This is a genomic window from Streptomyces ochraceiscleroticus (assembly GCF_000720485.1).
Lineage (GTDB): Bacteria > Actinomycetota > Actinomycetes > Streptomycetales > Streptomycetaceae > Streptomyces > Streptomyces ochraceiscleroticus.
Genome location: NZ_JOAX01000022.1, coordinates 51,540 through 74,152 on the forward strand (window position 1 = coordinate 51,540; position 22,613 = coordinate 74,152).

At 69.7% G+C, this 22,613-nt stretch carries 20 protein-coding genes; 7 read left to right on the forward strand and 13 right to left on the reverse strand.

The window, feature by feature from the left end:
* Positions 1–20: 20 nt before the first annotated feature.
* Both IG84_RS0125615 and IG84_RS0125620 read left to right on the forward strand, forming a co-directional pair.
* Positions 21–1,718: a glycoside hydrolase family 13 protein gene (locus IG84_RS0125615; protein WP_051862406.1), complete on the forward strand. Its 1,698-nt coding sequence runs from the start codon at positions 21–23 to the stop codon at positions 1,716–1,718.
* On the forward strand, positions 1,715–2,923 hold the full coding sequence (locus tag IG84_RS0125620; protein WP_031061868.1) for an MFS transporter: 1,209 nt from the start codon (positions 1,715–1,717) through the stop codon (positions 2,921–2,923). The genes IG84_RS0125615 and IG84_RS0125620 overlap by 4 nt, the downstream gene beginning before the upstream one ends.
* Before the next feature lie 48 nt (positions 2,924–2,971).
* Here the strand turns inward: IG84_RS0125620 and IG84_RS0125625 are convergent, their stop codons facing one another.
* Positions 2,972–3,817: a nitrilase-related carbon-nitrogen hydrolase gene (locus IG84_RS0125625; RefSeq protein ID WP_031061869.1), complete on the reverse strand. Its 846-nt coding sequence runs from the start codon at positions 3,815–3,817 to the stop codon at positions 2,972–2,974.
* A 277-nt stretch (positions 3,818–4,094) separates the two neighbouring features.
* On the opposite strand from IG84_RS0125625, the gene IG84_RS0125630 reads away from it, so the two are divergent.
* Positions 4,095–5,576: an NCS1 family nucleobase:cation symporter-1 gene (locus IG84_RS0125630; protein ID WP_031061870.1), complete on the forward strand. Its 1,482-nt coding sequence runs from the start codon at positions 4,095–4,097 to the stop codon at positions 5,574–5,576.
* 38 nt (positions 5,577–5,614) lie between these two features.
* Here IG84_RS0125630 and IG84_RS0125635 read toward each other — a convergent pair whose 3' ends face one another.
* Complete coding sequence (locus IG84_RS0125635) at positions 5,615–8,185, reverse strand: SCO7613 C-terminal domain-containing membrane protein (RefSeq protein WP_051862408.1); 2,571 nt, start codon at positions 8,183–8,185, stop codon at positions 5,615–5,617.
* Between the two features lie 202 nt (positions 8,186–8,387).
* On the opposite strand from IG84_RS0125635, the gene IG84_RS0125640 reads away from it, so the two are divergent.
* Positions 8,388–8,864 (forward strand): DUF6314 family protein, encoded by a 477-nt coding sequence (locus IG84_RS0125640; RefSeq protein ID WP_031061872.1) that lies wholly within the window; start codon positions 8,388–8,390, stop codon positions 8,862–8,864.
* 14 nt (positions 8,865–8,878) lie between these two features.
* Here the strand turns inward: IG84_RS0125640 and IG84_RS0125645 are convergent, their stop codons facing one another.
* The 5 genes from IG84_RS0125645 to IG84_RS0125665 all read right to left on the reverse strand — a co-directional run bounded on the left by IG84_RS0125645 (position 8,879) and on the right by IG84_RS0125665 (position 14,942).
* A complete protein-coding gene (locus IG84_RS0125645; protein ID WP_031061873.1) occupies positions 8,879–9,520 on the reverse strand; it encodes a hypothetical protein in 642 nt (213 codons plus the stop codon).
* Between the two features lie 153 nt (positions 9,521–9,673).
* On the reverse strand, positions 9,674–10,480 hold the full coding sequence (locus IG84_RS0125650; RefSeq protein WP_031061876.1) for a carbohydrate ABC transporter permease: 807 nt from the start codon (positions 10,478–10,480) through the stop codon (positions 9,674–9,676).
* 71 nt (positions 10,481–10,551) lie between these two features.
* On the reverse strand, positions 10,552–11,412 hold the full coding sequence (locus IG84_RS0125655) for a carbohydrate ABC transporter permease (protein WP_031061879.1): 861 nt from the start codon (positions 11,410–11,412) through the stop codon (positions 10,552–10,554).
* Between the two features lie 23 nt (positions 11,413–11,435).
* Positions 11,436–12,695, reverse strand: a complete 1,260-nt coding sequence (locus IG84_RS0125660; protein WP_031061882.1) for an ABC transporter substrate-binding protein — start codon at positions 12,693–12,695, stop codon at positions 11,436–11,438.
* Positions 12,696–12,731: 36 nt separating this feature from the next.
* Positions 12,732–14,942 (reverse strand): alpha-galactosidase, encoded by a 2,211-nt coding sequence (locus IG84_RS0125665; RefSeq protein WP_078649385.1) that lies wholly within the window; start codon positions 14,940–14,942, stop codon positions 12,732–12,734.
* Positions 14,943–15,184: 242 nt separating this feature from the next.
* Between IG84_RS0125665 and IG84_RS0125670 the strand changes: the two genes are divergently transcribed.
* Positions 15,185–16,369: an ROK family transcriptional regulator gene (locus IG84_RS0125670; RefSeq protein WP_031061888.1), complete on the forward strand. Its 1,185-nt coding sequence runs from the start codon at positions 15,185–15,187 to the stop codon at positions 16,367–16,369.
* A 45-nt stretch (positions 16,370–16,414) separates the two neighbouring features.
* On the opposite strand, the gene IG84_RS0125675 is transcribed toward IG84_RS0125670, so the two are convergent.
* On the reverse strand, positions 16,415–17,323 hold the full coding sequence (locus IG84_RS0125675) for a helix-turn-helix transcriptional regulator (RefSeq protein WP_031061892.1): 909 nt from the start codon (positions 17,321–17,323) through the stop codon (positions 16,415–16,417).
* A gap of 149 nt (positions 17,324–17,472) precedes the next feature.
* Positions 17,473–18,474 carry an aldo/keto reductase gene (locus IG84_RS0125680; protein WP_031061895.1) on the reverse strand — a complete coding sequence of 334 codons (1,002 nt, stop codon included), beginning with the start codon at positions 18,472–18,474 and terminating at the stop codon, positions 17,473–17,475.
* A gap of 201 nt (positions 18,475–18,675) precedes the next feature.
* Here IG84_RS0125680 and IG84_RS0125685 point away from each other — a divergent pair, with 201 nt between their 5' ends.
* Both IG84_RS0125685 and IG84_RS0125690 read left to right on the forward strand, forming a co-directional pair.
* Positions 18,676–18,996, forward strand: coding sequence for a carboxymuconolactone decarboxylase family protein (locus tag IG84_RS0125685; protein ID WP_031061897.1), 321 nt, complete (start codon positions 18,676–18,678; stop codon positions 18,994–18,996).
* A gap of 63 nt (positions 18,997–19,059) precedes the next feature.
* Positions 19,060–19,473 (forward strand): (R)-mandelonitrile lyase, encoded by a 414-nt coding sequence (locus IG84_RS0125690; protein WP_031061899.1) that lies wholly within the window; start codon positions 19,060–19,062, stop codon positions 19,471–19,473.
* Here IG84_RS0125690 and IG84_RS0125695 read toward each other — a convergent pair.
* The 4 genes from IG84_RS0125695 to IG84_RS0125710 all read right to left on the reverse strand — a co-directional run bounded on the left by IG84_RS0125695 (position 19,459) and on the right by IG84_RS0125710 (position 22,604).
* Positions 19,459–20,484: a GlxA family transcriptional regulator gene (locus IG84_RS0125695; RefSeq protein ID WP_051862411.1), complete on the reverse strand. Its 1,026-nt coding sequence runs from the start codon at positions 20,482–20,484 to the stop codon at positions 19,459–19,461. The two genes, IG84_RS0125690 and IG84_RS0125695, sit on opposite strands and share 15 nt — an antisense overlap.
* A complete protein-coding gene (locus tag IG84_RS0125700) occupies positions 20,472–21,110 on the reverse strand; it encodes an HD domain-containing protein (RefSeq protein ID WP_031061907.1) in 639 nt (212 codons plus the stop codon). The genes IG84_RS0125695 and IG84_RS0125700 overlap by 13 nt, the downstream gene beginning before the upstream one ends.
* Positions 21,111–21,279: 169 nt before the next feature.
* On the reverse strand, positions 21,280–22,323 hold the full coding sequence (locus IG84_RS0125705; RefSeq protein ID WP_031061910.1) for an LLM class flavin-dependent oxidoreductase: 1,044 nt from the start codon (positions 22,321–22,323) through the stop codon (positions 21,280–21,282).
* Entirely contained in the window at positions 22,320–22,604 is a 285-nt protein-coding gene (locus IG84_RS0125710) for a tautomerase family protein (RefSeq protein ID WP_245659607.1), read from the reverse strand. The genes IG84_RS0125705 and IG84_RS0125710 overlap by 4 nt, the downstream gene beginning before the upstream one ends.
* Positions 22,605–22,613: the final 9 nt, after the last annotated feature.

Sequence of the window (22,613 nt, forward strand, 5' to 3'; positions counted from 1 at the left end):
TCGTCTCTCAGGAGCCCGGCATGCCCGATACGACCACCGATGCCGCCGCCCGCGACTGGTGGAAGAACGCCGTCGTCTACCAGATCTATCCCCGCAGCTTCGCCGACACCGACGGGGACGGCATCGGGAACATCTCCGGCATCACCTCCCGGGTGCCGTACCTCGCGCAGTTGGGTGTGAACGCGGTCTGGCTGAGCCCGTTCTATCCGTCCGCGCTGGCCGACGGCGGGTACGACGTCGACGACTACCGCGACGTCGACCCGCGCCTGGGCACGCTCGACGACTTCGACGCCATGGTCGAGGACCTGCACGGCGCGGGCATCAAGGTCATCGTCGACATCGTGCCCAACCACACCTCCGACCGGCACGAGTGGTTCCGCGCTGCCCTCGAGGCCGGGCCCGGCTCGCCCGAACGAGAGCGCTACATTTTTCGCGACGGCCTCGGGCCCGACGGCGAACGGCCCCCGAACGACTGGGAGTCCGGCTTCGGCGGACCCGCCTGGGAGCCGGCCGGCGACGGACAGTGGTACTTCCACCACTTCGCCAAGGAGCAGCCGGACCTCAACTGGGACAATGACGAGGTGCGCGAGGACTTCCTGAAGACCCTGCGCTTCTGGTCCGACCGGGGCGTCGACGGCTTCCGCGTCGATGTCGCCCACGGCCTGGTCAAGGACCTGTCCGAGCCCTTCGCCCCCTGGGCGGAGGTCGCGGTGGTGGACCAGCATACGGACGGCTCGCACCCCCTGTGGGACCGTGACGCCGTGCACGAGATCTACGCCGAGTGGCGCCGGGTCTTCGACGAGTACGACCCGCCGCGCTTCGCCGTCGCCGAGGCGTGTGTCCACCCCTCCCGGCGGGCCCGTTACGCCTCGGCGAAGGGCCTCGGCCAGGCGTTCAACTTCGAGATGCAGGACGCGAGTTGGCGGTCAGCGGACTTCCGCAAGGCCATCGACTCGGGGCTGGACCAGACCCGGGAGAGCGGTTCGACCACGACCTGGCTCCTGGGCTGCCACGACTCGCCGCGGGTGGCCACGCGGTACGGGCTGCCCGCCGACCCGCAGCGGACGGCCGTGCAGGTCGCCCACCAGTGGCTGCTGACGGACGGTACCGAGCCCGCCCTCGACCGCGCCCTCGGCGAGCGCCGCGCCAGGGCCGGGGCGCTGATCACCCTGGCGCTGCCCGGCTCGACGTACCTTTACCAGGGCGACGAGCTGGGGCTGCACGAGGTCGGGGACCTGCCCCCGGAGGTACTGGAGGACCCGCTCGCCACCCGGTCCGGCGGGCGCGAGAAGGGCCGCGACGGGTGCCGGGTACCACTGCCGTGGTCGGCCGACGGGCCCTCCTTCGGCTTCGGGCCCGGGCCGGCGCGCCCGCCGCAGCCCGCGTGGTTCGCACGGTACGCCGCCGCGCTCCAGGCCGCCGACCCGGAGTCCACCCTGAGTCTCTACCGACGGGCCGTCCAGCTCCGGGCCACGCTGAACACCGGCGCGGACTTCACCTGGATCGAGACCGGCTCGGCAGACGTCCTCCACTTCCGACGGGCCGAGCAGTGGCACTGCATCACCAACTTCGGCAGCGAGCCCGTTCCCCTGCCGGAGGGCGAGCTGCTGATCAGCAGTGCGCCCATGGAAGGGGAGCTGCTTCCCGGGAATGCCACGGCGTGGCTGCGCGGTTCCACCGGCTCAACGCGCGTCCCGTCCGTGAGGTCCCGCGCATGAGCGTTGACGTACTGTGCCGCCCTGCGCGGGCCGAACGGCGGGCTCGCGCGGCGGTGGCCGTGCTGTTCTTCACCAACGGTGCCTTGTTCGCCAATCTCCTTCCGAGGTATCCGCAGATCAAGGCGGACCTCGGCATGGGCAATTCCGCCTACGGGCTGGCCGTCGCGGCGTTCCCGACAGGCGCCATCGCGGCCGGCCTGGCGGCAGGGTTACTCATCCGCCGGCTGGGCTCGGCGCGGGTGGCGGTCGCCGGCACCCTGCTCACCGGCGTGGGCATCCTGGCCGCGGGCCTGGCGAACTCGGCGGTGCTGTTCGCGGGAGCCTTGTTCCTGGCCGGAGCGATGGACGCGATCACGGATGTCGGGCAGAACGCCCACGGCCTTCGCGTACAACGCCGCTACGGGCGTTCCATCATCAACTCCTTCCACGCCATTTGGTCCATCGGAGCCGTCACCGGCGGCGCCATGGCCGCCGGCGCGATCGCACTCGGCCTCCCGCTGGGGCAGCACCTGTTGATCTCGGCAGTGGTGTTCGCCGTTGCCGCGTGCGTCGCCCTGCGGTTCTGTCTGCCCGGCCCCGACACCGAGTCGGCCGCGGAACCGGAGACCGACCGCCGCGCACCTCAGCCGGCACCACGCGCGGCAACAGGTCTGCGCACCGGTTACGTACTGGCTGCCCTGGTCCTCATTGCCACAGCCGGTGCGCTCGTCGAGGACGCGGGCAACTCCTGGGCGGCCCTCTACCTCTCCAACTGGCTGCACGCACCGGCGGCCCTGGCGGCCTCCGGCTATATCGCCCTGGTGGGAGCCCAGTTCATCGGCCGTCTCATCGGTGACAAGCTCGTCGACCGGTTCGGCCAGCGTGCCGTGGCCCGTGGCGGTGGCCTCATCGCCGGGGCAGGCATGGCCCTGGCGCTGGCCGTGCCCACGGTGCCCGGGACGATCCTCGGTTTCGCCGCGGCCGGACTCGGGGTGGCCACCCTGGTTCCGGCAGCGATGCACGAAGCCGATGAGCTGCCCGGCCTCAAGCCCGGGTCGGGGCTGACCATTGTCTCCTGGCTCATGCGCCTGGGTTTCCTGCTCTCCCCGCCGGTGGTGGGGCAGGTCGCCGATGCGACGAGCTTGCGGGCGGGCCTTCTCGTGGTGCCCTTCGCCGGACTTCTCGTCCTCGCGCTCGCCGGGGTGCTGCAGACCCGCCGAGAGTAACAGACGTCTCTGGGGCGGCAGTTGACGGCGTATCGTGGCGCCACCAGGTCAGCTGTCGCCTCCCTCGTCGATGAGGCGATGGACCTCGCGGGCGATGAGGCCGAGGCGGGCCTCGGCGACCAGGGGCACGGCACGGCGCTGACGGCGGGCCTCGGAGAGGTCGATGTCGACCGTGACCAGGGACGGCTCCCACTTCGGGGCCTGCGCCACGACGGTGCCGCGCGGGTCCACGACGCGGGAGCCGCCCCAGAACGAGGCACCGTTCTCGTTGCCGACGCGGTTGACGAAGACCACCCAGCACTGGAGCATCCGCGCCGTATAGGAGAGCAGTGTGTCCCAGTAGAGCGTGGTGTCCATGGCCTCAGGGTCCAGGCTCGCCGCGCTGTTGGTCGGCACGAAGAGGACCTCGGCGCCGTCCTGGACGGCGAGCCAGGGAAGCGCGGGCTGCCAGGCGTCATTGCAGACCAGCGTCGCGCCCCGGCCTCCGGTGGGCGACTTGGTGAGGTCGTACGCGCGCAGTGACTGGCCGGGGCTGACGTGCTTGCGCTCCTCCCAGGCAAGGTAGTTGGGGAGATACAGCTTGCGGTGCCTGTGTGTGAGGGCGCCGTCGGCGAAGTGCGCGGCGGTGTTGTACGCGCGCAGGCTCGTGTGCTCGTGGAAGCCGACGAGGACGTCCGGGCCGAACGTGCTCAACTCCAGCAACCGTGGATCACGCACCTCTATGGAGGTGTCCCGCTGCAGCGCGCCCAAGTGATAGCCGTTGAGGCTTAGTTCGGGAAAGACGACGAGGTCTGCTCCCTGTTCGGCGGACAGTTGGGCCTGCTCGCGTGCCACGGCGAGGTTCGCGTCCACATCGCCCAGCACGCAGTCCGTCTGGGCCAGCGCCACCCTCATGCGGTCCGCTCCTCACGTCGCCCGGCAGATCTCTCCAGTCTGGCGTGTGGTGAGGAGGCGGGCGAGCCGAATGGGGGAGGTGATCCGGCTGGGCGACTACGGAGCGTAGTGAATGCGGGTGGTCGGGGCCAGTGAAGGCATCCACGACTGTTCGTCGCGAGCGACCTGGCAGAACCCTTGACTCCGTCTATCGGTGGAATCTACGTTCTGCGAAACGAAAAATGCCTTTCACTTTGTGGAATCCGTTGCTTCCCATCCCCTGATCCCAGGAGCCTCGATGACTGCCCTGGATGACCGGTCGTCCGTGGAGACCGGCACCGCCGTCAGCCCCGGTCTCTACACGTACGACCTCGCCCCGACCAAGCGGGAAGGGCGCCGCTGGGGCGCCTACAACGTCTTCACGCTCTGGGCCAACGACGTGCACAGCCTCGGCAACTATGCGTTCGCCCTCGGACTCTTCGCCCTCGGGCTGAGCGTGTGGGGCATCCTCGCGGCCTTCGCCATCGCCTCCGTCCTGCTCTTTCTCCTGCTGACCCTGTCCGGGTTCATGGGGCACAAGACGGGCGTCCCCTTCCCGGTCATGAGCCGCATCGCGTTCGGCATCAACGGGGCCAAAATCCCGGCCGCGGTGCGCGGTGCCGTCGCCATCGCCTGGTTCGGCATCCAGACCTACCTCGCCGCCGTGGTGCTGAGCGCCCTGCTGGTGGCGATGCTCCCCGACCTGCGCGGAGTGGACCACAACTCCGTACTCGGCCAGTCGACGCTCGGCTGGATCACCTTCCTCGTGCTGTGGGCCCTGCAGGTGGTGATCGCGAGTTACGGGATGCAGATGATCCGCCGGTACATGGCGTTCGCCGCGCCCACGACGCTGATCACCATGTGTGCCCTCGCAGTGTGGATGTTCGTCCGCGCGGACGGCTCGATCTCCCTGTCGATCGACGCACCGCTCACCGGCGGCGCGATGTGGCTGCAGGTTCTGCAGGCCGCCGCCCTGTGGGTGGTGATCTACGGGACGTTCGTCCTGAATTTCTGTGACTTCACCCGGTCCGCCAGGAGCCGTACCTCGATCGTCCGTGGAAACGTGATCGGCATCCCGGTGAACATGCTCTTCTTCGCCGCCATCGTGGCCGTCCTCAGCGGGGCTCAGTTCAAGCTCGACGGGCACGTCATCACCAGCCCCACCGACATCGTCCGGACCATCCCGAACATGTTCCTGCTGGCGACGGCGTCCCTCGCGCTCATCGCCCTGACGGTGGCGGTGAACCTGCTGGCCAACTTCGTCGCGCCGATCTACGCGCTGGTGAACCTCTTCCCGCGCCGGCTGAACTTCCGGCGTGCCGCCGTGGTGAGCGCCGTCCTGGGCCTGGTGATCACACCCTGGAACCTCTACAACAACCCGATCGTGGTCAACTACTTCCTCGGCGGCCTCGGTGCCCTGCTCGGACCGCTGTTCGGCGTGATCATGGCGGACTACTGGCTGCTGCGTAAGTCCCGGGTGAACGTGCCCGACCTGTACACCGAGGACGCGCAGGGCGAGTACCACTACCGTCGCGGCTACAACCCGCGTGCCGTCGCCGCCTTCCTCCCCAGTGCCGCGATCGCCGTGGTCGTCGCCCTGGTGCCGGCGTTCCACGCTGCCGCCGGGTTCTCCTGGTTCATCGGGGCCATCCTCGCCGCCGGGCTGTACACGGCCATCGCGGACCGTGCCACCCCGGTCCGCGATGTCGACGGCGAAGCCATCGCGGTCGACGCGGAATAGCTTCTTCAAGCTGCTGGCTTCGGGAGAAGGGCAGGGGCTCACCCCATGGTGCGGACCGTGTCGCGCAGGCGGCGGGCCTCGTCGATCCGCTTCTCGTAGGTGGCGCCGAGCAGCAGCAGGAGCAGGCCGGCCGCGGCCAGCGGCACCCAGCGGGGGAGGAGGCCGAGCACCTGGACCACGGTCGGGGCGAGTTCGTGCGCCCCGACCAGTACGAGTACACCGCTGCCGACGACCAGCGGTGCCTGCAGGCGCGTGCGGACCCCGACAACGGTGGCGAGCAGGGCCGCCGTACCCAAAAGCAGCGGGCGCACCCAGTTCCCGTCGCTCCACATGGCGACCAGGCTGGGGAGCATGGTCGCGCTCAGCCCCGCTCCGTAGGCGGCCCAGGAACCCGTACCCGGGGTACTCGCACGGCGGCGGTGGCCGATGATCAGTGCGACTGCCGTGACCGGGAGTGTGTACGCCTCGGGGGAGGTGACATCCGCCAGGGCGAGGCGCACCCAGGAGGAGGCGATGAGCAGGGCGGTTCCGACGAGCGCGGCGCGGCGGCGGTCCGGGCGCAGTGCGATGGCCAGGCCCGCGACCCCGGCCACGGCGAGGGCGAGGCTCAGCGCACCGGGGCGAGCGGCCGTGAGGGCGATGGCAATGACGGCAAGGACATACCCGGCGCCTTCGACGGCCGTGGAGACCTGTTCGCGCCCCGGGATCCGTTGCCACACCGCTGCGGCGCAGGCGGCGACGGCAGCGACCGCGAGGACCACGAATGCGATGACGTGCCAGGTCAGACCGGCGGTGATGCCGGACGCGACCGCCTCGACGCCCAGGGCGAGGACGGCCAGGGCACCCGCGACACGCGCCGTCGCGCGCTCGGCGGGCCGGGCGGCCGACGCCGAAAGGACGTGGGCGAGTACAGCGGCGGACGCGGCGAAGGCTCCCCATGCCACGAGCACGGCGACCCGGTCGGCCGACGACCACAACAGGGCGAGCGCGTCGGTGGCAGCCAGTACCGCAAGCCTTGGTACGAGTGCGGCCCCCGGCGACCGGCGCACGACGACCGTCGTCAGGGCGATCGTCAGGGCGACGGATGCCACTGCCGCGGCCGCCAGCACCCACCCGTACGGCAGTCCCAGTGCCACCGGCAGCAGAAGCAGCGCGGGGACAGCAGCCAGTGCCGCTGCGTTGCGCAGCGCGTTCGCCAGTTGGTCCGAGTGCCGGTCGCCGACGCCGACGCCGACGCCGACGGTACGGGCACGCAGTACGGCCGTGGTGGCCAGGACGGAGACGGCCAGCCAGAGCACTGCCAGCGGCGCGGCCGCGAGCTGCCAGCTCCACTGCGGCGGATGACCGTCGAGCCAGAGCGCCATGCCGGGGACGACAGGCTGGGCGAGGGCGTGCACAAGTTCCGGCAGCACTACAACACCGGTCAGCAGCAGCATGGTTGAGGCGGCGATCAGCTCTCCCACCGCAGCCGCGGCTTCGGGCGGCGGTGTGAAGGAGCCACCCTTCGCAGGCTTCTCCCATCGGCCGCGCCGCGCACAGCACACCGCTGCCCACACCGCGATGAGCGCAGCCGGTGCCGCGTATCCGGCCACGGCCCACCCCGAGGGCGCGACGCACCGCAATCCGGCTCCGACAGCCACGACCAACGCCACGACGGCCACACCTTCGCTGCCGGAGCGCAGTACGAATGGCAAGGTCCGGAAGCCGCGGCACAGCGCCATACCCAGCAGTGCCACCAGACCCAGCGGTGCCCAGGCCGGTACCACCTCGGTCGGTGACGAGACGCTCACCGCGTGCGCCACCGCGATGGCCCCACCCAGCAGCGCCCATGCGCCGCCGACCGCCCGGACTCCGGTGACCAGGGCGGTGGCGGCCCGCTCACCACCCAGCCGGTCGCGGACCCCGGCAGGCCCGGTGGCGTTGCGTGCAGTGAGCGCGTACAGGGCTGCGAAGTCCACCGCGGCCGTGGCAATCATCGCGGTCGCGTAGTCCTCGGCCCCTCCGCCCAAGGCCGTAGTGCCCAGGAGGCCCGGCAGCCGTGCCATCAGGATCCCGATGGGCAATGGGAGCCGGAGCCGCTGCCACCAGCCGTAGACCGGCGCCGCCACTGCCATCAGCGCGGTGAGCACCGCCCAGTAGCCCGCCGTACCGACGCGGTCCAGGCCGCCGAGTCCGGCCTCCCGGGCGGCGTAGGCATCCAGGAGTACCAGCGCGAGTCCCACCGCGGCCGAAGCCTCGGCGGTGGCCGTGAGCTGCCGCCTCCGCAGCGGACGGGGCAGTGCGAGCGCGCACGCGGTCACCGCGAGCAGTACGGCGGCCCGCCCGCCGATGCCCAGCCGTCCCCAGCTCACCACGGTGAATACCAACGCGGCCACGACCACCAGCACGCCACCGACGATCAGCAGCGCGGTCCGCGCGGACGGCGCGGAGACCTCACGCGCCGAACCACTCGTCGCGCCGTCGCCTGCGGGAACGACCACAGGCATCCCCTGCACCTCCGCAGGTGAGTCCCGCCGTCCCCGCAGCGCGGCCAGCAGCTCGCCGTGCCGCTGCACCAGCCACCGCCTGCGCGCGTCCAGCGCGTGCAACTCCTGCGTGACCTGCCACAACGCCTGGGCATCCGGCCCGCTCAGAGGCAGCCGGCAACGGCTGCACCAAGCAGGCGGAGGCGACCCCAGCGGCATTCCGCAGTCTGGACAACCCGGCGATTCCATGTGCATGGCGCGAGTATCCGCAACCTCGTCGGCCGCGGCATGAGTACCAGTACTCAAGAGCGACACCCCGTGCGAGTGTCAGTGAGAAACTGTGGTCATGTCGTTGTCCCGCACTGCCGTCCACTCCGTACCCGATGCGCTCGCCTACCTCGCAGGCGGCTGGAGCGTGGAGCGTGAGCTCCGCGACGGCGGGCACACCGGCCGCTTTACCGGGCGGGCGGAGTTCCGCGTCGGGGACGCGGACGACGGGTGGCTGCATGAGGAGGAAGGCGTCGTGGAGTGGGGCGGGGTGACGCGCGACGCCGTACGGACCCTGCGGATGCTGCCGCTCCCGGACGGCACCGCGGAGGTGTCCTTCGCGGACGGCCGCCCCTTCCATCTGCTGGACCTGCGCCGCGGCCGCTGGACGGCCGTGCACCAGTGCGCCGCCGACCGCTACGAAGGCACGTTCACCGTGCTCTCGCCGGACGAGTGGCACCTGCGCTGGGCGGTCAGCGGCCCCGCCAAGAATCAGCTTCTTACCTCGGTCTATCGCCGCGCCCGGCGGGGCGGAGGGCCCACCGGGCGCACGTGACGCGGGTGCGGGGCTTACGGGTGGTACTTCTCCTCGACCGTCTCGGCAGCCCCGGACTTGGTGCTCATGGTGACGCGGACGGTCACGCTGCTGGTCTTCGCGGCCTTCTCCAACTGCTCCACGGTGCACTTCGCGGTGCCGTAGCCATCGCCGCCGAGAGACACACCGTCGTCGGGGTCGTCGGAGCAGATCGCGGCCGCACCGAGGATCTTCGTGGCGTTGGCGACGAAGAATGCCTGGTCCATGCCGCCGGCCTCGGGCTTGACGATCAGCTTGCCGGGCGCGAGGTACTCCAGCTTGCCGACGATCGTGCGGTGGTTGCCCGCGTTGGCGACGCCGCCACCGGCGGGGGCGGACTCGCTGCCGGTGGACGGCGCCGGGGCGGACTTGCCACCGCTCTGGCCCTGCGAGGCGGAGCTGTCCGAGGAGGAGTCCTTCGTGGGCTGGGCCGAGGCCGAGGCGTGCGGCGAGTCCGACGCGGTCGAAGACCCCGAGGAGCCGGCGCCGGCGGCGCCCGCCGCCCCGGAGCCCTGCCCGCAGGCCGTGACCCCCAGCCCCAGCGCCGCGGCGACGACGATGGTGGCGGTGATGCGGCGGCCGGCGCGGCCGCGGCCGCGGAAGCGGTTGGTGGCGGTGGCAGTGGTGGCGGTGTTCACAGGGTCTCCCGTTGCTCTGTTCTCTCGTCTCGCTCCCGGACGAAGATCAGCTTCGGGGACCGCGCTGGCGTTCCACTAACGGACGACTAATGCGGTGCAGCGGCCAGGTCGCCTTCGTTACGGGTGCCGGCTCGGGAGCCGACCGGCACCGGTTCACTTGAGGGAACCCCGCATCACCCCGGAGATCACCCAGCGCTGCGCGAAGACGTACACGAGGAGAACCGGTGCCAGTGCCATGAGGTAGGAGGCGAAGGCGACGGTGTAGTTGGTGTTGAACTGTCCCTGGAAGATGTATTGGACCAGGGGCAGTGTCTGGGCGTTGGGATCGGAGAGGACGACCAGCGGCAGCAGGAAGTCGTTCCAGGCCCACAGGCAGGTGAGGATGCCGACGGTGGCGTTCATCGGGGCGAGCAGCGGGAAGATGATCCGCCAGAAGATCGTCCAGGTGCCGGCGCCGTCGGTGCGGGCCGCCTCTTCGAGTTCCTTGGGCACCGACCGCAGGAAGCCGACGTACAGGAAGATGTTGAAGGCCAGCCCGTAGACGACGTACAGCAGGATCAGGCCGGCCTGGTTGTCCATGCCCAGCCGGGCGGTCTGCTTGACGACCGGCAGCATGATGATCGGGAACGGGACGAACAGGGCCGAGACGAAGTAGTAGTACAGCCCCTTGAAGAATCTGCGGTGCATGTTGCGGGCGATGGCGTAGGCGACCAGGGAGTTGGTCAGCAGCGTCAGTACCACCGCGCCCACGGTGACCAGGGCGCTGTTCAGCAGCGCCGAGGGGAAGTGTGTCAGGTTCCAGGCGTCGGAGAAGTTGCTCCAGCGGATGTGTGTCGGCAGGCCGAACCCGGAGCCGCCGAGCTGGTCGGGGGTCTTCAGAGCAGTGACGACGGTGAAGTAGAGAGGTACGAGCACCGTCAGGGACAGTACGGCCATCAGGGCCGTCAGCCACCAGTTCACGCGTGGACTGCTCGGTCGGAGGAGTGGGGCGTTCCGCGGGGGTGCCGCCTTCCGGAGGACGCTGGTGGACATCAGATGTTCCCCTCGCGGCGCTGGAGTACGCGCAGTTGGCAGATGGAGATCACGACGATGCAGATGAAGAACACCACGGCGTTGGCCGTCTGGTAGGCGTACTCGCCGCCGTTGAGACCGCCGTTGTAGATGAGGTAGGCGACGGAGGTGGTGGACGTTCCCGGGCCGCCGCTGGTCAGGGCCGCGATGTGGTCGAAGACCTGCAGGAAGTTGCGCAGCGCCAGGACCATGTTGATGGTCACGAACGGGCCGATGAGCGGGAGGGTGACGGACCGGAACCGCTGCCAGGCGCCGGCCCCGTCCAGGGTGGCGGCCTCGTAGAGGTCCTCCGGAACGGTCTGCAGCCCGGCCAGGAAGATGATGACGTTGAACGCCACGGCCTGCCAGACGGCGAGGATCACCACTCCCACCCAGGCCAGGTCGGGGTCGGCGAGGATGCTGGTGCTCAGCGCCCCGATGCCCAGCTTTTCGGCGATGTAGGGGAGGGAGTTGGAGAAGAGGTAGTTGAAGATGTAGCCGACGATCAGGATCGCCAGCACGTTGGGGATGAAGAACACGCCACGCAGGGTGTTGCGGAAGCGGATCCTGCCGTGCAGGCCCAGGGCGACGGCCAGCGCGATGACATTGGTCAGCACGGTGGAGACGACCGCGAACTGGAACGTGAAGACGTAACTGTCCCAGATCCTGCTGTCCTGGAAGAGGTTGAGGTAGTTGTCCAGCCCCACGAAGTCGTAGCGGCCGTAGCCCGCGTAGTTGGTGAGGCTGTAGTACACGCCCTGCAACACCGGGAAGGTGTGGAAGAGCAGGAACAGGGCGAGTGCGGGAAGCACCATCAGGTAGTAGGTCCGGCCCGACGTCATTGTCTTTCCTCCTTCTCCGGCCGTCACGACCGGCGCCCGAGGACCTTCGTGTACTCGCTGTCGAGGGTCCGCAGGTACGCGGTTCGTCTGCCGTCGATGAGGAATTGCTGGGTGACCGCTTCCAGCTTGACGGCCAGCGGTATCTGATGATCGGGGAAGCCGGTGATCCGGCCGCGGGTGACGTACGGCAGCAGCGGCTTGAGGGCCGGGTCGGAGGGCGCCGTGCCCTTCAGCGGGGGAATGGCGCTCTGCTCCTCGGCGTACGCGCTCACTACCTCGGGCCGCATCAGATAGTTGATGAACTCCAGTGATTCTTTGGGGTGTTCGGGGTGGCGGCCCATGGTGAGCGCCACGTCCACCCCCGATACCAGGCGGGTCGCCCCGGGGTCGTTCCCGGCGGGCAGGGGGAACGTCCCGAGTCCGAACTTCGGCTTGAACGACTTGATGGGCGGCAGCGCCGCGCTGCCCTGTACGTACATGGCCGCCGCGCCCTTGGCGAAGTCCCGGTTCCCCGCGTTGTAGTCACGGGAGAAGGTGTCTTTCTGGGTGTAGCGGTAGATGTCCGCGAGCTTATGCGCGACCTCGGGGTACTCCTTGCCGAAGCTGGTACGGCCCGCTCGGCGGTCCTGCCAGAAGTCCCGCGGCGGGATGTTGGCGGCGAGTTGATTGAGCGCGGGAAGGGAGGTCCAGGCGTCTTTCAGCGAGCCGTAGAAGGGGGTGACGCCGGCCTTCTTGAAGGTCTTCGCGGCGCTGACCAGCTCGTTCCAGGTTCTGGGGACCTCGACGCCGTACTTCGCGAACAGCTCCTTGTTGTAGATGACGACGCTGGCGTTGGAGGCGAGCGGCAGGCCGTTGATCTCTCCTTCGGAGGCGGTGCCGAGGTCACTCAGCACCTTCCGCACGCCGGGGGTGACGTTGTCCAGGGCCTTCTCCCGGGCGAAGTCGTAGAACACCCCGGCCGAGGCCAGCTCGCCGAACGTGCTGTTGCCGTTGAGGGTGATGACGTCGGGAACGTTGTCCTTCACCAGCCGGGCGCGGATGGCGGTGTCCGGCTCGGGGACGTGGTGCTGGTTCACCTTGATGCCCGGATGCCGGGCCTCGAAGCCGGCGATGAGCTTGTCGAACGTACCGACGGCTTCGGACTTGAACTGGAAGAAGTCCAAGGTGACTGGTGCGTTGCGGGGTGGGGCGTCGTTGCGTTGGGAAGGGGAGCTGCCGCAGGCGCTCAGTAGCACGGTGGCCAGGCAGGCGGCGATGGCGGCACTGCCTCTTGCACGAGTCATGGTTCTCTCCTGATGGCGGAGGGGTACCGGATGGCGTCAGGCCCGGCGGGCTTCGATGAGGACCAGTCGCTCCGGGTACAGCGCGGGGGCCTGGACGCCCGCGGTGGCCAGTACTCGTCCGGCCAGCTCCACCTTGTCGCCGCGCCACCAGGGGAGTTGTGAGTCGGTGGGGCCCTCGGGGCGGTTGCCGGGCGGCAGCGGGGAGAGGCGGTAGACCGCGTCGGGGTCGAGGCCGGGCAGGCGGACGCGTCCGGGCGGGGACTGCACGCCGGTGGCCGTCTGCACCACGGCATAGACGGCACGGGACCGGTCGGGCGCGACGACGCCGTGCAGCCACAGGGCCGGATCGGGGTGGTCGGCGTGGACGACGGTGCCCGTGTGCAGCAGGGAGCGCAGCTCCTTGTACGCCGAGACCCACTCGGCCAGCCGGGCGCGTTCCTCGGCGGAGGCGAGAGTGAGGTCCCACTCGATGCCGAAGTGGCCGAACAGGGCAGTACCGGCACGGAAGTCGAGGGTGTGGGTACGGCCGGTGGTGTGGGCGACGGGGGACCCGACATGAGCGCCGAGCAGTTCGGGCGGCAGTAGAAGGCCGGTCCAGCGCTGGATCTGCTGGCGTTCCAGGGCGTCGATGCAGTCGCTGGCCCACACCCGGTCGGTACGTTCCAGAATGCCCAGGTCGACGCGTCCGCCACCGGAGGAGCAGGACTCGATCTCCAGGCCGGGGTGGCGTGCGCGGAGCTCGTCGATGAGCCGGTACACGGCGGTGGTCTGGGCGTGGACGCCCGCCGTCCCGCGCGGGCTGTGCCCGGCGTCGACCAGGTCCCGGTTGTGGTCCCACTTGATGTAGTCGATGCGGTACTCGGTGACCAGGGCGTCCAGGCGCTCCAGGAGGTAGGCGTACGCCTCCGGGTGGCCGAGGTCGAGCACCTGCTGATGGCGGGCGGCCGGCGGGGTGCGTCCGCCGGTGGCCATGATCCACTCGGGGTGGGTGCGGGCGAGGTCGGAGTCGGGGTTGACCATCTCCGGCTCGAACCAGAGGCCGAACTGCATGTCCAGCGCGCGCACATGGTCCACCAGCGGGTGCAGCCCGTCGGGCCAGACGCCCTTGTCGACGTACCAGTCACCGAGCCCGGCGGTGTCGTCGCGCCGGCCGAGGAACCAGCCGTCGTCGAGCACGAAGCGCTCCGTGCCGACCTCGGCGGCCGCGTCGGCGAGCGCCTTCAGCTTGGTCAGATCCTGCTGGAAGTAGACGGCTTCCCAGGTGTTGAGGGTGACCGGTCGTGGTGTGCTGGGGTGGTGGGCGCGGTCCCGCAGGTAGCCGTGGAAGCGCCCGGCCAGCTCGTCGAGCCCGTGTCCGTACGAACCGTAGACCCATGGTGAGGCATAGAACCCGCCTGCCGGGAGCCGGACTTCACCGGGCAGCAGGGTTTCGCCGCCGCCGAGCAGGCGTACACCCGCCGGGGTGCGCTCGGCCAGCGAGCGGTGGTTTCCGCTCCAGGCGACGTGCAGCCCCCATACTTCGCCGGTGCGGAAACCGAAGCCGCTCTCGCCCGCGACATGCACGAGCGTTGCGTCGATTCCCGTGCGGCCGCGCCGGTTCTCCCGCAGATGTGTGCCGAGCGTGAACTCGTGGCGTTGCGGGGCGCGTTCGCGCAGATGGCGGCCGGTGAGATCGAGCAGTTCGGTGGCCTGGCCGGGCGCGGGCAGGGTCAGGAGCAGGCCGTCCACGGTGTACGGACGGTCGCTCTCGTTGGTGAGCGTGGCCCGCTGCCGTACGAGTCCCGAGCCGGTGACCTCGATCTCCAGGGTCAACGCGAGTTCCGCGTGGCTGTCGACGGCGTCCACGATGAGGCGGTGCCGTACCGGGCCGTCACCGGCGCCGGCGTCGGTGTCGGCGTCGGACCGTACGGACCGGACGGTGAAGGCGCTGGAGAAGTCCTCCCCGTCCCGGTGCCCCGTGAGGCCGGGCGTACCGAGCCAGCCGGCGGACTGCTGCGGCAGCACGCTGACCGGCACCGGATCGTCGAGCGAGCAGGACATGACCTGCGCCGCTTCGGTGCGGGCCAGTGTGGCGAGCGCGTCGCCGGTGAGTTCACCGAGATCCGCGCCCCAGTGGACGACCCGGGGGAGCAGGCCACTGGTGCAGTCGAGGACGAGGCTCATGCCTGCGGCGCGGAAGTGGAGGTAGTCGTCGAGTTGGTCGTCGAGGTAGTCGTCGAGTTGGTCGTCGTGAAGACGCTCGGCCATACGAGATCCCTTGATGAGGAGTGAGAACGCCCGACATCTGTGAGAGGGCGAGGGGAGCCGTCGACTCGGCAGTTACTTTCATCGCGGAAGTCTGGCTTCGTCAACCCCTGGGAAACGCCCTTTTCTCTCCCGTGAAACACTCAGGGTCGTCGCACCTAGGTTCCATAGTGGAAATAATGGCGGGTGCGTGGGACGATGCCCCTGCACTCGTCGCCTCTCACCACTCCGCGGAGGGCCACCCGGTGGATACCACGTCAGCGCCGCCCACCCAGCCCACCCCGCTCACCGGCGCCAGCCGCGCCGTCGCGTTGGAAGTACTGCTGCGCGGGCCGGTCTCCCGGAGTGAGATAGCTCGGCGGCTGTCACTGTCGGCCGGCAGTCTCACCCGGCTCGCCAATCCCCTGGTCGACAGCGGTCTGCTCGTGGAGGTGGACGCCGAGCACGGCCCTCCTGGTCAAGAGGCCCGGGCGGGACGCCGGACCCGGCCGCTGGACATCAATCCCACCGCCCACCACTTCATCGGCGCGAAGGTGACCGGCGATGACGTCCACGCGGTCCTCACGACCCTGCGTGCCGAGGTGGTCGCCTCCGTGCGCAAGCCGCTGTCCGGCCGGGACCCGGCCTCCGTCGTGGCGACCGTCCGCGACGTGACCGGCGAACTCACCGCCGGGGGCCCGCCGATCAGCAGAGTGGGGGTCAGCCTCGGCGGGCGCGTCGCACACCACACGACCGTCACGGCCGCGCCGTTCCTGGAATGGTCCGAGGACGTCCCCCTGGGCAGCCTCCTCGCCGACGCGCTCGGTCTTCCCGTCACCGTCGACAACGACCTGCTGGCACTGACCCGGGCCGAGCACTGGTTCGGCACCGCCCGCGGCCACGACCGCTTCGCGGTCCTCACCATCGGCGCCGGTGTGGGATACGGCCTGGTCATGCACGACACCATCGTCGACACCCCGGACGTGGGCGTCGGACTGCTGGGGCACTGCCCCCTGGACCCGATGGGCCCACTCTGCCCGAGCGGGCACCGGGGCTGCGCCACGGCCATGCTGTCGCGGCCCTCCATCTGCGCCGCAGTCTCCGTCGGGCTGCGCCGTTCGGTGACCTACGACGAGTGCCTCGATCTCGCCGCGAGCGGTGACCCGGTCGCCGCACCGGTCATCACCGCGGCCGGCCGCGCCCTCGGCAGGCTCCTTGCCGCGGTCGCCAACTTCACGCTGGTGCAGAAAATCGTGCTCACGGGGGAAGGGGTGCGCCTGGCCGAGGTGGCCCGTACCACCGTCGACGAGGCCGTACGGGCCGACCGCGACCCCAGTACCGCCCCGCTCGAACTCGACGTCCAGCACAGCGACTTCGCGTACTGGGCCCGCGGCGCCGCGGCCACCGCCATCCAGGCGTACGTCCTGGAGGAGGAGCCTGCCGCAGGCTGAGTCCTCAGAGCAATGCCGCTGTCGCCGCAGGAACTCCCTCGGGCTTCAGCTCTCCGAGGTGGCGGTGCGGTCGGCCTGATCGATGGGTCGGGGATCTTGCGTGGCGGCCCAGGCGGCGAGCAGTTGGAGCGCGTCGTGGTCGGGAGTGTGGGGTGGGGCGCTGTACGCGGTGAGGGTGAGCCCGGGCTGCGCTGACAGTGCCATGGCGTCGAAGTCGAGGGTCAGGGTGCCGACGGCGGGGTGGCGGAAGGACTTGCGGCCGGTGTAGTGCAGCCGCACGTTGTGTTTGGCCCAGGCGGTGCGGAACTCCTCGCTGCGGGTGACGAGCTCGCCGATCAGCCCGGTCAGATCGCTGTCGTGCGGGGCGCGGCCGGCCTCGGTGCGCAGCAGGGAGACCGTGGTGTTCACGGACTCCTCCCAGTCGGGAAAGAAGTCGTACCCGCGTGGGTTCAGGAACTGGAAGCGGGCGATGTTGACCGTCCGGGTGGTGCTGTCGGGAAACCCGTCGGGGAACAGCGGAGAGTACAGCGCGCGCCCGAGGCGGTTGGTGGCGAGGATGTCCAGGCGGCCGTTGCGGATGAAGGCCGGGGAGTCGGTCATGGAGTGCAGGACGCGCAGGACGCTGTCCGGGAGCGGGCCGCGGGCGCGCTTGGTGCGGCGGGCGGGACGCTTGGCGGCGGCGCGGGCCAGGTCGTAGAGGTGGGCGCGTTCGGCTTCGTCGAGCTGGAGGGCGTTCGCGACGGCGTCCAGTACCTCTTCCGAGGCCCCGGCCAGGTGACCGCGCTCCAGACGCACGTAGTAGTCGACGCTGACACCGGCGAGCAGGGCAACCTCTTCGCGGCGCAGGCCCGGCACGCGCCGGTTACCGCCGTAGGCGGGCAGCCCGGCCTGTTGCGGGGTGATCTTGGCGCGGCGGGAGGCCAGAAACTCGCGGATGTCGCTCTCGGTACTCACGCATTCCAGGCTAGACCGGACGGCCCGCAGGTAGGGGGCCCTGTCAGTACCTCCCGGGGCGTCCGCGACACCTCCCGGGCGGTGTCCACGACGAGGAGCGCGGCACCCCGAAAAACATCAAGGGTGTCCGCGCCCGTCGCTCGTTCCGGTCAGCGGTTGACGTAGCTCATGTGCGTGTCGTTGTAGCGGGCGCCGTGCACGCCGACCCGCTGCGCGAGCGTGTCGAGGTCGGAGAGCTCGTCCGCCGACAGCGGTACCTGGGTGGCGTCGGCGTTCTCCTCGATGCGGGAGGTGCGGCGGGTCCCGGGGATGGGCACGATCCACGGCTGCTGTGCGAGCAGCCACGCCAGTGCGACCTGTCCGGGAGTGACACCCTTGCGCCGCGCGAGGTCGGCGACGTGGTCGACCAGTGCGGCGTTGGCGGCCCGGTTCTCCTCGGTGAACCTCGGGATCGTGGCGCGGATGTCGCCGTCGGCGAACGCGGTGGAGGTGTCGACGGTACCGGTGAGGAAGCCCTTGCCGAGCGGGCTGAACGGCACGAAGCCGATGCCGAGCTCCGCGAGCGTGGGCAGCACTTCGGTCTCAGGATCACGGGTCCACAGCGAGTACTCACTCTGCACCGCGGTGACCGGCTGCACTGCGTGCGCGCGACGGATCGTCGCGGCGGATGCCTCGGAGAGCCCGAAATGCCGGACCTTGCCCTCCTGGATCAGCTCGCCGACGGTGCCGGCGACCTCTTCGATGGGCACGTCGGGGTCGACGCGATGCTGGTAGAACAGGTCGATGACATCGGTGCGCAGCCGCTTGAGGGACGCTTCGGCAACGCGGCGGATCTGCTCCGGGCGGCTGTCGAGCCCCACGCTCCTGCCGTCCTCGATGCGCCAGCCGAACTTCGTGGCGATCACCACCTGATCGCGGACCGGCTGGAGGGCCTCGCCGACGAGTTCTTCGTTGACGTACGGCCCGTACACCTCCGCGGTGTCGAAGAACGTCACACCGCGATCGGCGGCCGACCGCAATACGGCGATCATGTCGTCACGGGTGCCCGGGTTGGGTCCGTAACTCTGCGACATGCCCATGCACCCCAGCCCGACCGCAGAAACCTCGAGCCCCTGTCCGGGAAGTCCCTGCCCGAGAGTGCGCGTGTGCATGATCAAACCTCCGTTGTCCGGTTGCGCTGTTTGCTCTTGGTGGCCACCTGGTCAGGCTAAGGCGGTCGGCGCGGGGCTGGGGGGTTCTGTCAGTACCTGGAAGAGCAGTGCCTTCCACGCGCGCGTGACCTGCGGTTTCATCGATTGTGGTCGCTGAGGAGCGACCGGCATTTACGCTTTTGTGAAGCAAGGAGTCGTTCCATGGGGAAGCAGTCCGCGCCGAAGGAGCTGGCCGAGATCGCGCCGAAGCTCGTCGAGCTCACCGACAACGTGCTGTTCGGTGATGTGTGGGAGCGCCTCGGGCTTTCCCCGCGCGACCGCAGCCTGGTCACGGTGAGTGTGCTGGCCGCGCTGTACCGCAGTGAGCAGCTCGGTTACCACCTCGGTGTTGCCCTCGACAACGGGCTGAGCGTCGAGGAGCTGTCGGAAGCCATCACGCATCTGGCGTTCTACGCGGGCTGGCCCAACGCCATGACCGCGATCAACCAGCTCAAGAGCATCGCCGACCAGCGCAACGCCTGAGACGAAAGCCAACGAAGGCCAAGGAAGGCCAAGGAAGGCCAAGTAAGGCCGAGGGAAAGAGCCATGGAACACATCACCGAGATCCCCACCGTCAAGACACCGGCCGAGCGGTTCACCGGCGACGTCTACCTCAACCTGATCGAGAGCCCCACGGAGCCGGCCCGTCTGGCCGCCGGGCTGGTGCGCTTCACGCCCGGAGCCCGCACCAACTGGCACTCCCACGCCCTGGGCCAGGTCCTCTACATCACCGAGGGCGTCGGCCTGGTCGGCAAGCGGGACGGCAGCGTCGCGCGGGTGAGTGCCGGCCAGGCCGTCAAGTGCCCGCCCGGCGAGGAGCACTGGCACGGCGCCACCGACACCACGTTCATGGCCCACGTCGCCATGGTGGTCGGCGACGGCAATGGTGACGGCACCACCTGGCTGGAGCCCGTCACCGACGAGCAGTACACCGCCGCCCAGACCTCAGGCGGGGAGTGAAGCAACAGGGGAGGTAGCAGGACCAGCCGTGGTGCGGAAGCGGGCCCGGTAAACGGTGGGGGACACGCCGAAGACGTGCTGGAACGCGCGCCGCATGGTCTCCGACGACCCGAATCCGGCCTGCTGCGCGACCTCCTCCACGGAGGTGGTGCCGGAGGACAGCAGGGCCTGGGCTGCCTCCACCCGGACGGCGTCGATGTACTGCCCGGGCGTCATGCCCGTCTCCTGGCGGAAGAGACGGGCCAGGTGCCTGCCACTGATGCCGAGCCCCGCGGCGAGTGCATCGATACCGCGTGGCAGTGACGGATCCGCGGTGATCTCGTCCATTGCCCGGCGTACCAGCGGATGCTGGGAGTGCTGCGCGCTCATCCGGACGCTGAACTGCGACTGCCCGCCGGGGCGTGCCATGAAGACGACCAGTTGACGAGCCACCTCGCGCGCGAGATCTGCTCCGTGATCCTCCTCGACCAGGGCGAGGGCCAGGTCGATGCCCGCGGTGACGCCGGCGGAGGTGACCACATGGCCGTCGCGTACGAAGACCGGGTCCGGCTCCACTCGTACCTGGGGGAAGGCGGTCGCGAGTTGCGGTGCCAGCTCCCAGTGGGTGGTGGCACGCCGCCCGTCCAGGATGCCGGCCTGGGCCAGTACGAACGCGCCTGCGCAGACCGAGGTCACCCGCCGCGCCCGCTCGGCGAGACCGCTGACGAGTGACATCAGTGCGTCGTCAGCGGTGGCACACCGCCAGTCCCTGCGGCCGGGTACGAGCAGTGTGTCCACGCCTCGGGGCAGCCGCTCGGGGCGGGCGCTCGCACCGATCCGCAGACCGCAGGAGGTGAGCACGTCGGTACCCGTGGGGGACACGACGCGCACGTCGTAACAGGCGCCATAACGATTGGCCGTCGTGAAGACCTCCAACGGCCCGCTCACGTCCAACAACTGCACCTGGTCGAAGGCCACGATCACAACGACCCGGCCGCCCGCACCTGGCGTGGCGGCTCCTACTCCGCCCACGGAGAATCCAGGATCGTGCGCACGAAGTCGCCGCGCTCGAAACCGGGCACGTAGTGCTGGAGCACATCGGCCTTGACGTTGCCGAAGGTCGTCTCCGGCTTGTGGCGGATACCGTCGGTGAACGCACCGAGGATGCGCTTCTTGAAGTCGGGGCGCGGATGCAGTGCCACGATCTCCTCGCGCTCCGCGGCGGAGATGTCCGCGTAGCCGATGCCCAGCACGTCGTACTCCACGCCCGCGGTCACCAGCGCGACCTCCGGCTCCATGAACTCGGGGATGCCGGGTGTGGTGTGCAGGGCGATGGCCGTCCACACCCGCCGCACACTGTCCTCCGGCACTCCGCGGGCCTGCAGGAAGCGGCGCGCCTCATCGGCACCGTCGACCTCGAAGCGGCGGCCGCTGGTGTGGAACTGCTCGTTCAGCCCGAGGTCGTGGAACATCGCGCCGATGTAGAGCAGCTCGGGGTCGAAGCCGAGGTCGCGGTTGCGGCCCTGGAGGCCGCCGAAGAAGTACACCCGCCGCGAGTGGTGGTAGATCAGTTCGCTGGTGCTGTCGCGGACCAGTTCGGTCGCCTCGCGCGCCAGCTTGGTGCCCGGTACACGCACTCCGGCTTCGTCCTTCGCCATGGCCACTCACCTGTCCTTACGTCTCGGTCCTGCCCGGTTCGACAGGACCGAGTCTCGCCGACCTGACACCCGGGCTGCCAGGTCTGTAGCGCCACCTGTCCCACAGATACGGACATCCGCCTATGGGCCTTGGCTTTGCGAGCGAGGGCCGAATTCCTGGCAGGCCGGCTCACTGGAAAGCCGGTACGACCTCCTTGATGAACAGCTCCAGGGACGCGCGCTTCTCCTCGTGCGACAGGCTGTTGTCGATCCAGAAGCTGTACTCGTCGATGCCGAGCTCCTCGTAGGAGCGCAGCCGCTCGATGACCTCGGCGGGGGTGCCGATCACCGCGGTCCTGTGCAGCGACTCCGGATCGAACTCCGGCCGGTCCTCGAACTTCGACTCCGGGCTGGGCTCGAGGAATCCGTTCACCGGGGTGGTCTTGTTGCCGAACCAGGCGTCGAAGGTCCGGTAGTAACGGTTGATCGCTTCCGCTGCCGGGCGCCAGGCGTCGGGCTCGTCGGGGGAGTGGACATGGGTGTGCCGCAGCACCATCAGGTCGGGGCGCGGCACCTCGGGGTGGTTCGCCACCGCGGTCTCGAACTTCCGCTTGAGGTCGACGACTTCTTCGTCCCCCTTCATCAGCGGGGTGACCATGACGTTGCAGCCCTGGGCCACCGCGAAGTCGTGGGAGTCGGGGTCGCGCGCCGCGATCCACATCGGCGGGGTGGGCTGCTGCACCGGCTTGGGCACACTGGTCGAGGTCGGGAACTGCCAGATCTCGCCGTCGTGTGCGTAATCGCCCTGCCAGAGCGCCCGGACAGCGGGCACCAGCTCCCGCAGGTGCTTGCCGCCTTCGCGGGCCGACAGTCCGCCCGCCATGCGGTCGAACTCGAACTGGTGGGCACCCCGGGCGAGTCCGACCTCCATGCGACCGTTGCTGATGACGTCGAGCAGCGCGCACTCACCGGCGACCCGGAGCGGGTTCCAGAACGGGGCGACGATGGTTCCCGCGCCCAGCCGGATGGTCGAGGTCTTCGCGGCCAGGTGCGCGAGCAGCGGTATCGGGCTGGGGGAGATCGTGTACTCCATCGCGTGGTGCTCACCGATCCACACGGTGCCGAACCCGCCGTCCTCGGCCATCAGGGCCAGCTCGGAGAGGTTCTCGAAGAGCTGCCGGTGGCCGACCTCCTCGTCCCAGCGCTCCATGTGCACGAACAACGAAAACCTCATGACTGCTCCTCGTCTGCTGTGATGACCAGGTGCCGGGCGCCGCCCTGATCGCTGTGTTCGTCGTCGGTCACGCCGGTCCGTACCGCATTGGCCGCGTCCAGCTCGGTCAGCGTGACGTCACCGGTCGCCCAGTGCGTCCGGGGGACCTCGTGGACGACCACACGGATGTACTCGGGCCGGGTGTCCGTGGTGCGGAGGACCGCGGCGTGCACCTCGTGCATCAGGTTCCGGAGCTGCGCCGGGGTGCGGCCCTCCGCGAGGGTGATGGCGACCTGTGGCATGGCAGCTCC

Coding starts and splice junctions, on each gene's coding strand:
- IG84_RS0125615 (WP_051862406.1), top strand. CDS start 21: ATGCCCGATACGACCACCGATGCCGCCGCCCGCGACTGGTGGAAGAAC.
- IG84_RS0125655 (WP_031061879.1), bottom strand. CDS start 11,412: ATGACGTCGGGCCGGACCTACTACCTGATGGTGCTTCCCGCACTCGCC.
- IG84_RS0125690 (WP_031061899.1), top strand. CDS start 19,060: ATGGAACACATCACCGAGATCCCCACCGTCAAGACACCGGCCGAGCGG.
- IG84_RS0125630 (WP_031061870.1), top strand. CDS start 4,095: ATGACTGCCCTGGATGACCGGTCGTCCGTGGAGACCGGCACCGCCGTC.
- IG84_RS0125700 (WP_031061907.1), bottom strand. CDS start 21,110: ATGGCGAAGGACGAAGCCGGAGTGCGTGTACCGGGCACCAAGCTGGCG.
- IG84_RS0125660 (WP_031061882.1), bottom strand. CDS start 12,695: ATGACTCGTGCAAGAGGCAGTGCCGCCATCGCCGCCTGCCTGGCCACC.
- IG84_RS0125705 (WP_031061910.1), bottom strand. CDS start 22,323: ATGAGGTTTTCGTTGTTCGTGCACATGGAGCGCTGGGACGAGGAGGTC.
- IG84_RS0125685 (WP_031061897.1), top strand. CDS start 18,676: ATGGGGAAGCAGTCCGCGCCGAAGGAGCTGGCCGAGATCGCGCCGAAG.
- IG84_RS0125680 (WP_031061895.1), bottom strand. CDS start 18,474: ATGCACACGCGCACTCTCGGGCAGGGACTTCCCGGACAGGGGCTCGAG.
- IG84_RS0125620 (WP_031061868.1), top strand. CDS start 1,715: ATGAGCGTTGACGTACTGTGCCGCCCTGCGCGGGCCGAACGGCGGGCT.
- IG84_RS0125625 (WP_031061869.1), bottom strand. CDS start 3,817: ATGAGGGTGGCGCTGGCCCAGACGGACTGCGTGCTGGGCGATGTGGAC.
- IG84_RS0125710 (WP_245659607.1), bottom strand. CDS start 22,604: ATGCCACAGGTCGCCATCACCCTCGCGGAGGGCCGCACCCCGGCGCAG.
- IG84_RS0125665 (WP_078649385.1), bottom strand. CDS start 14,942: ATGGCCGAGCGTCTTCACGACGACCAACTCGACGACTACCTCGACGAC.
- IG84_RS0125640 (WP_031061872.1), top strand. CDS start 8,388: ATGTCGTTGTCCCGCACTGCCGTCCACTCCGTACCCGATGCGCTCGCC.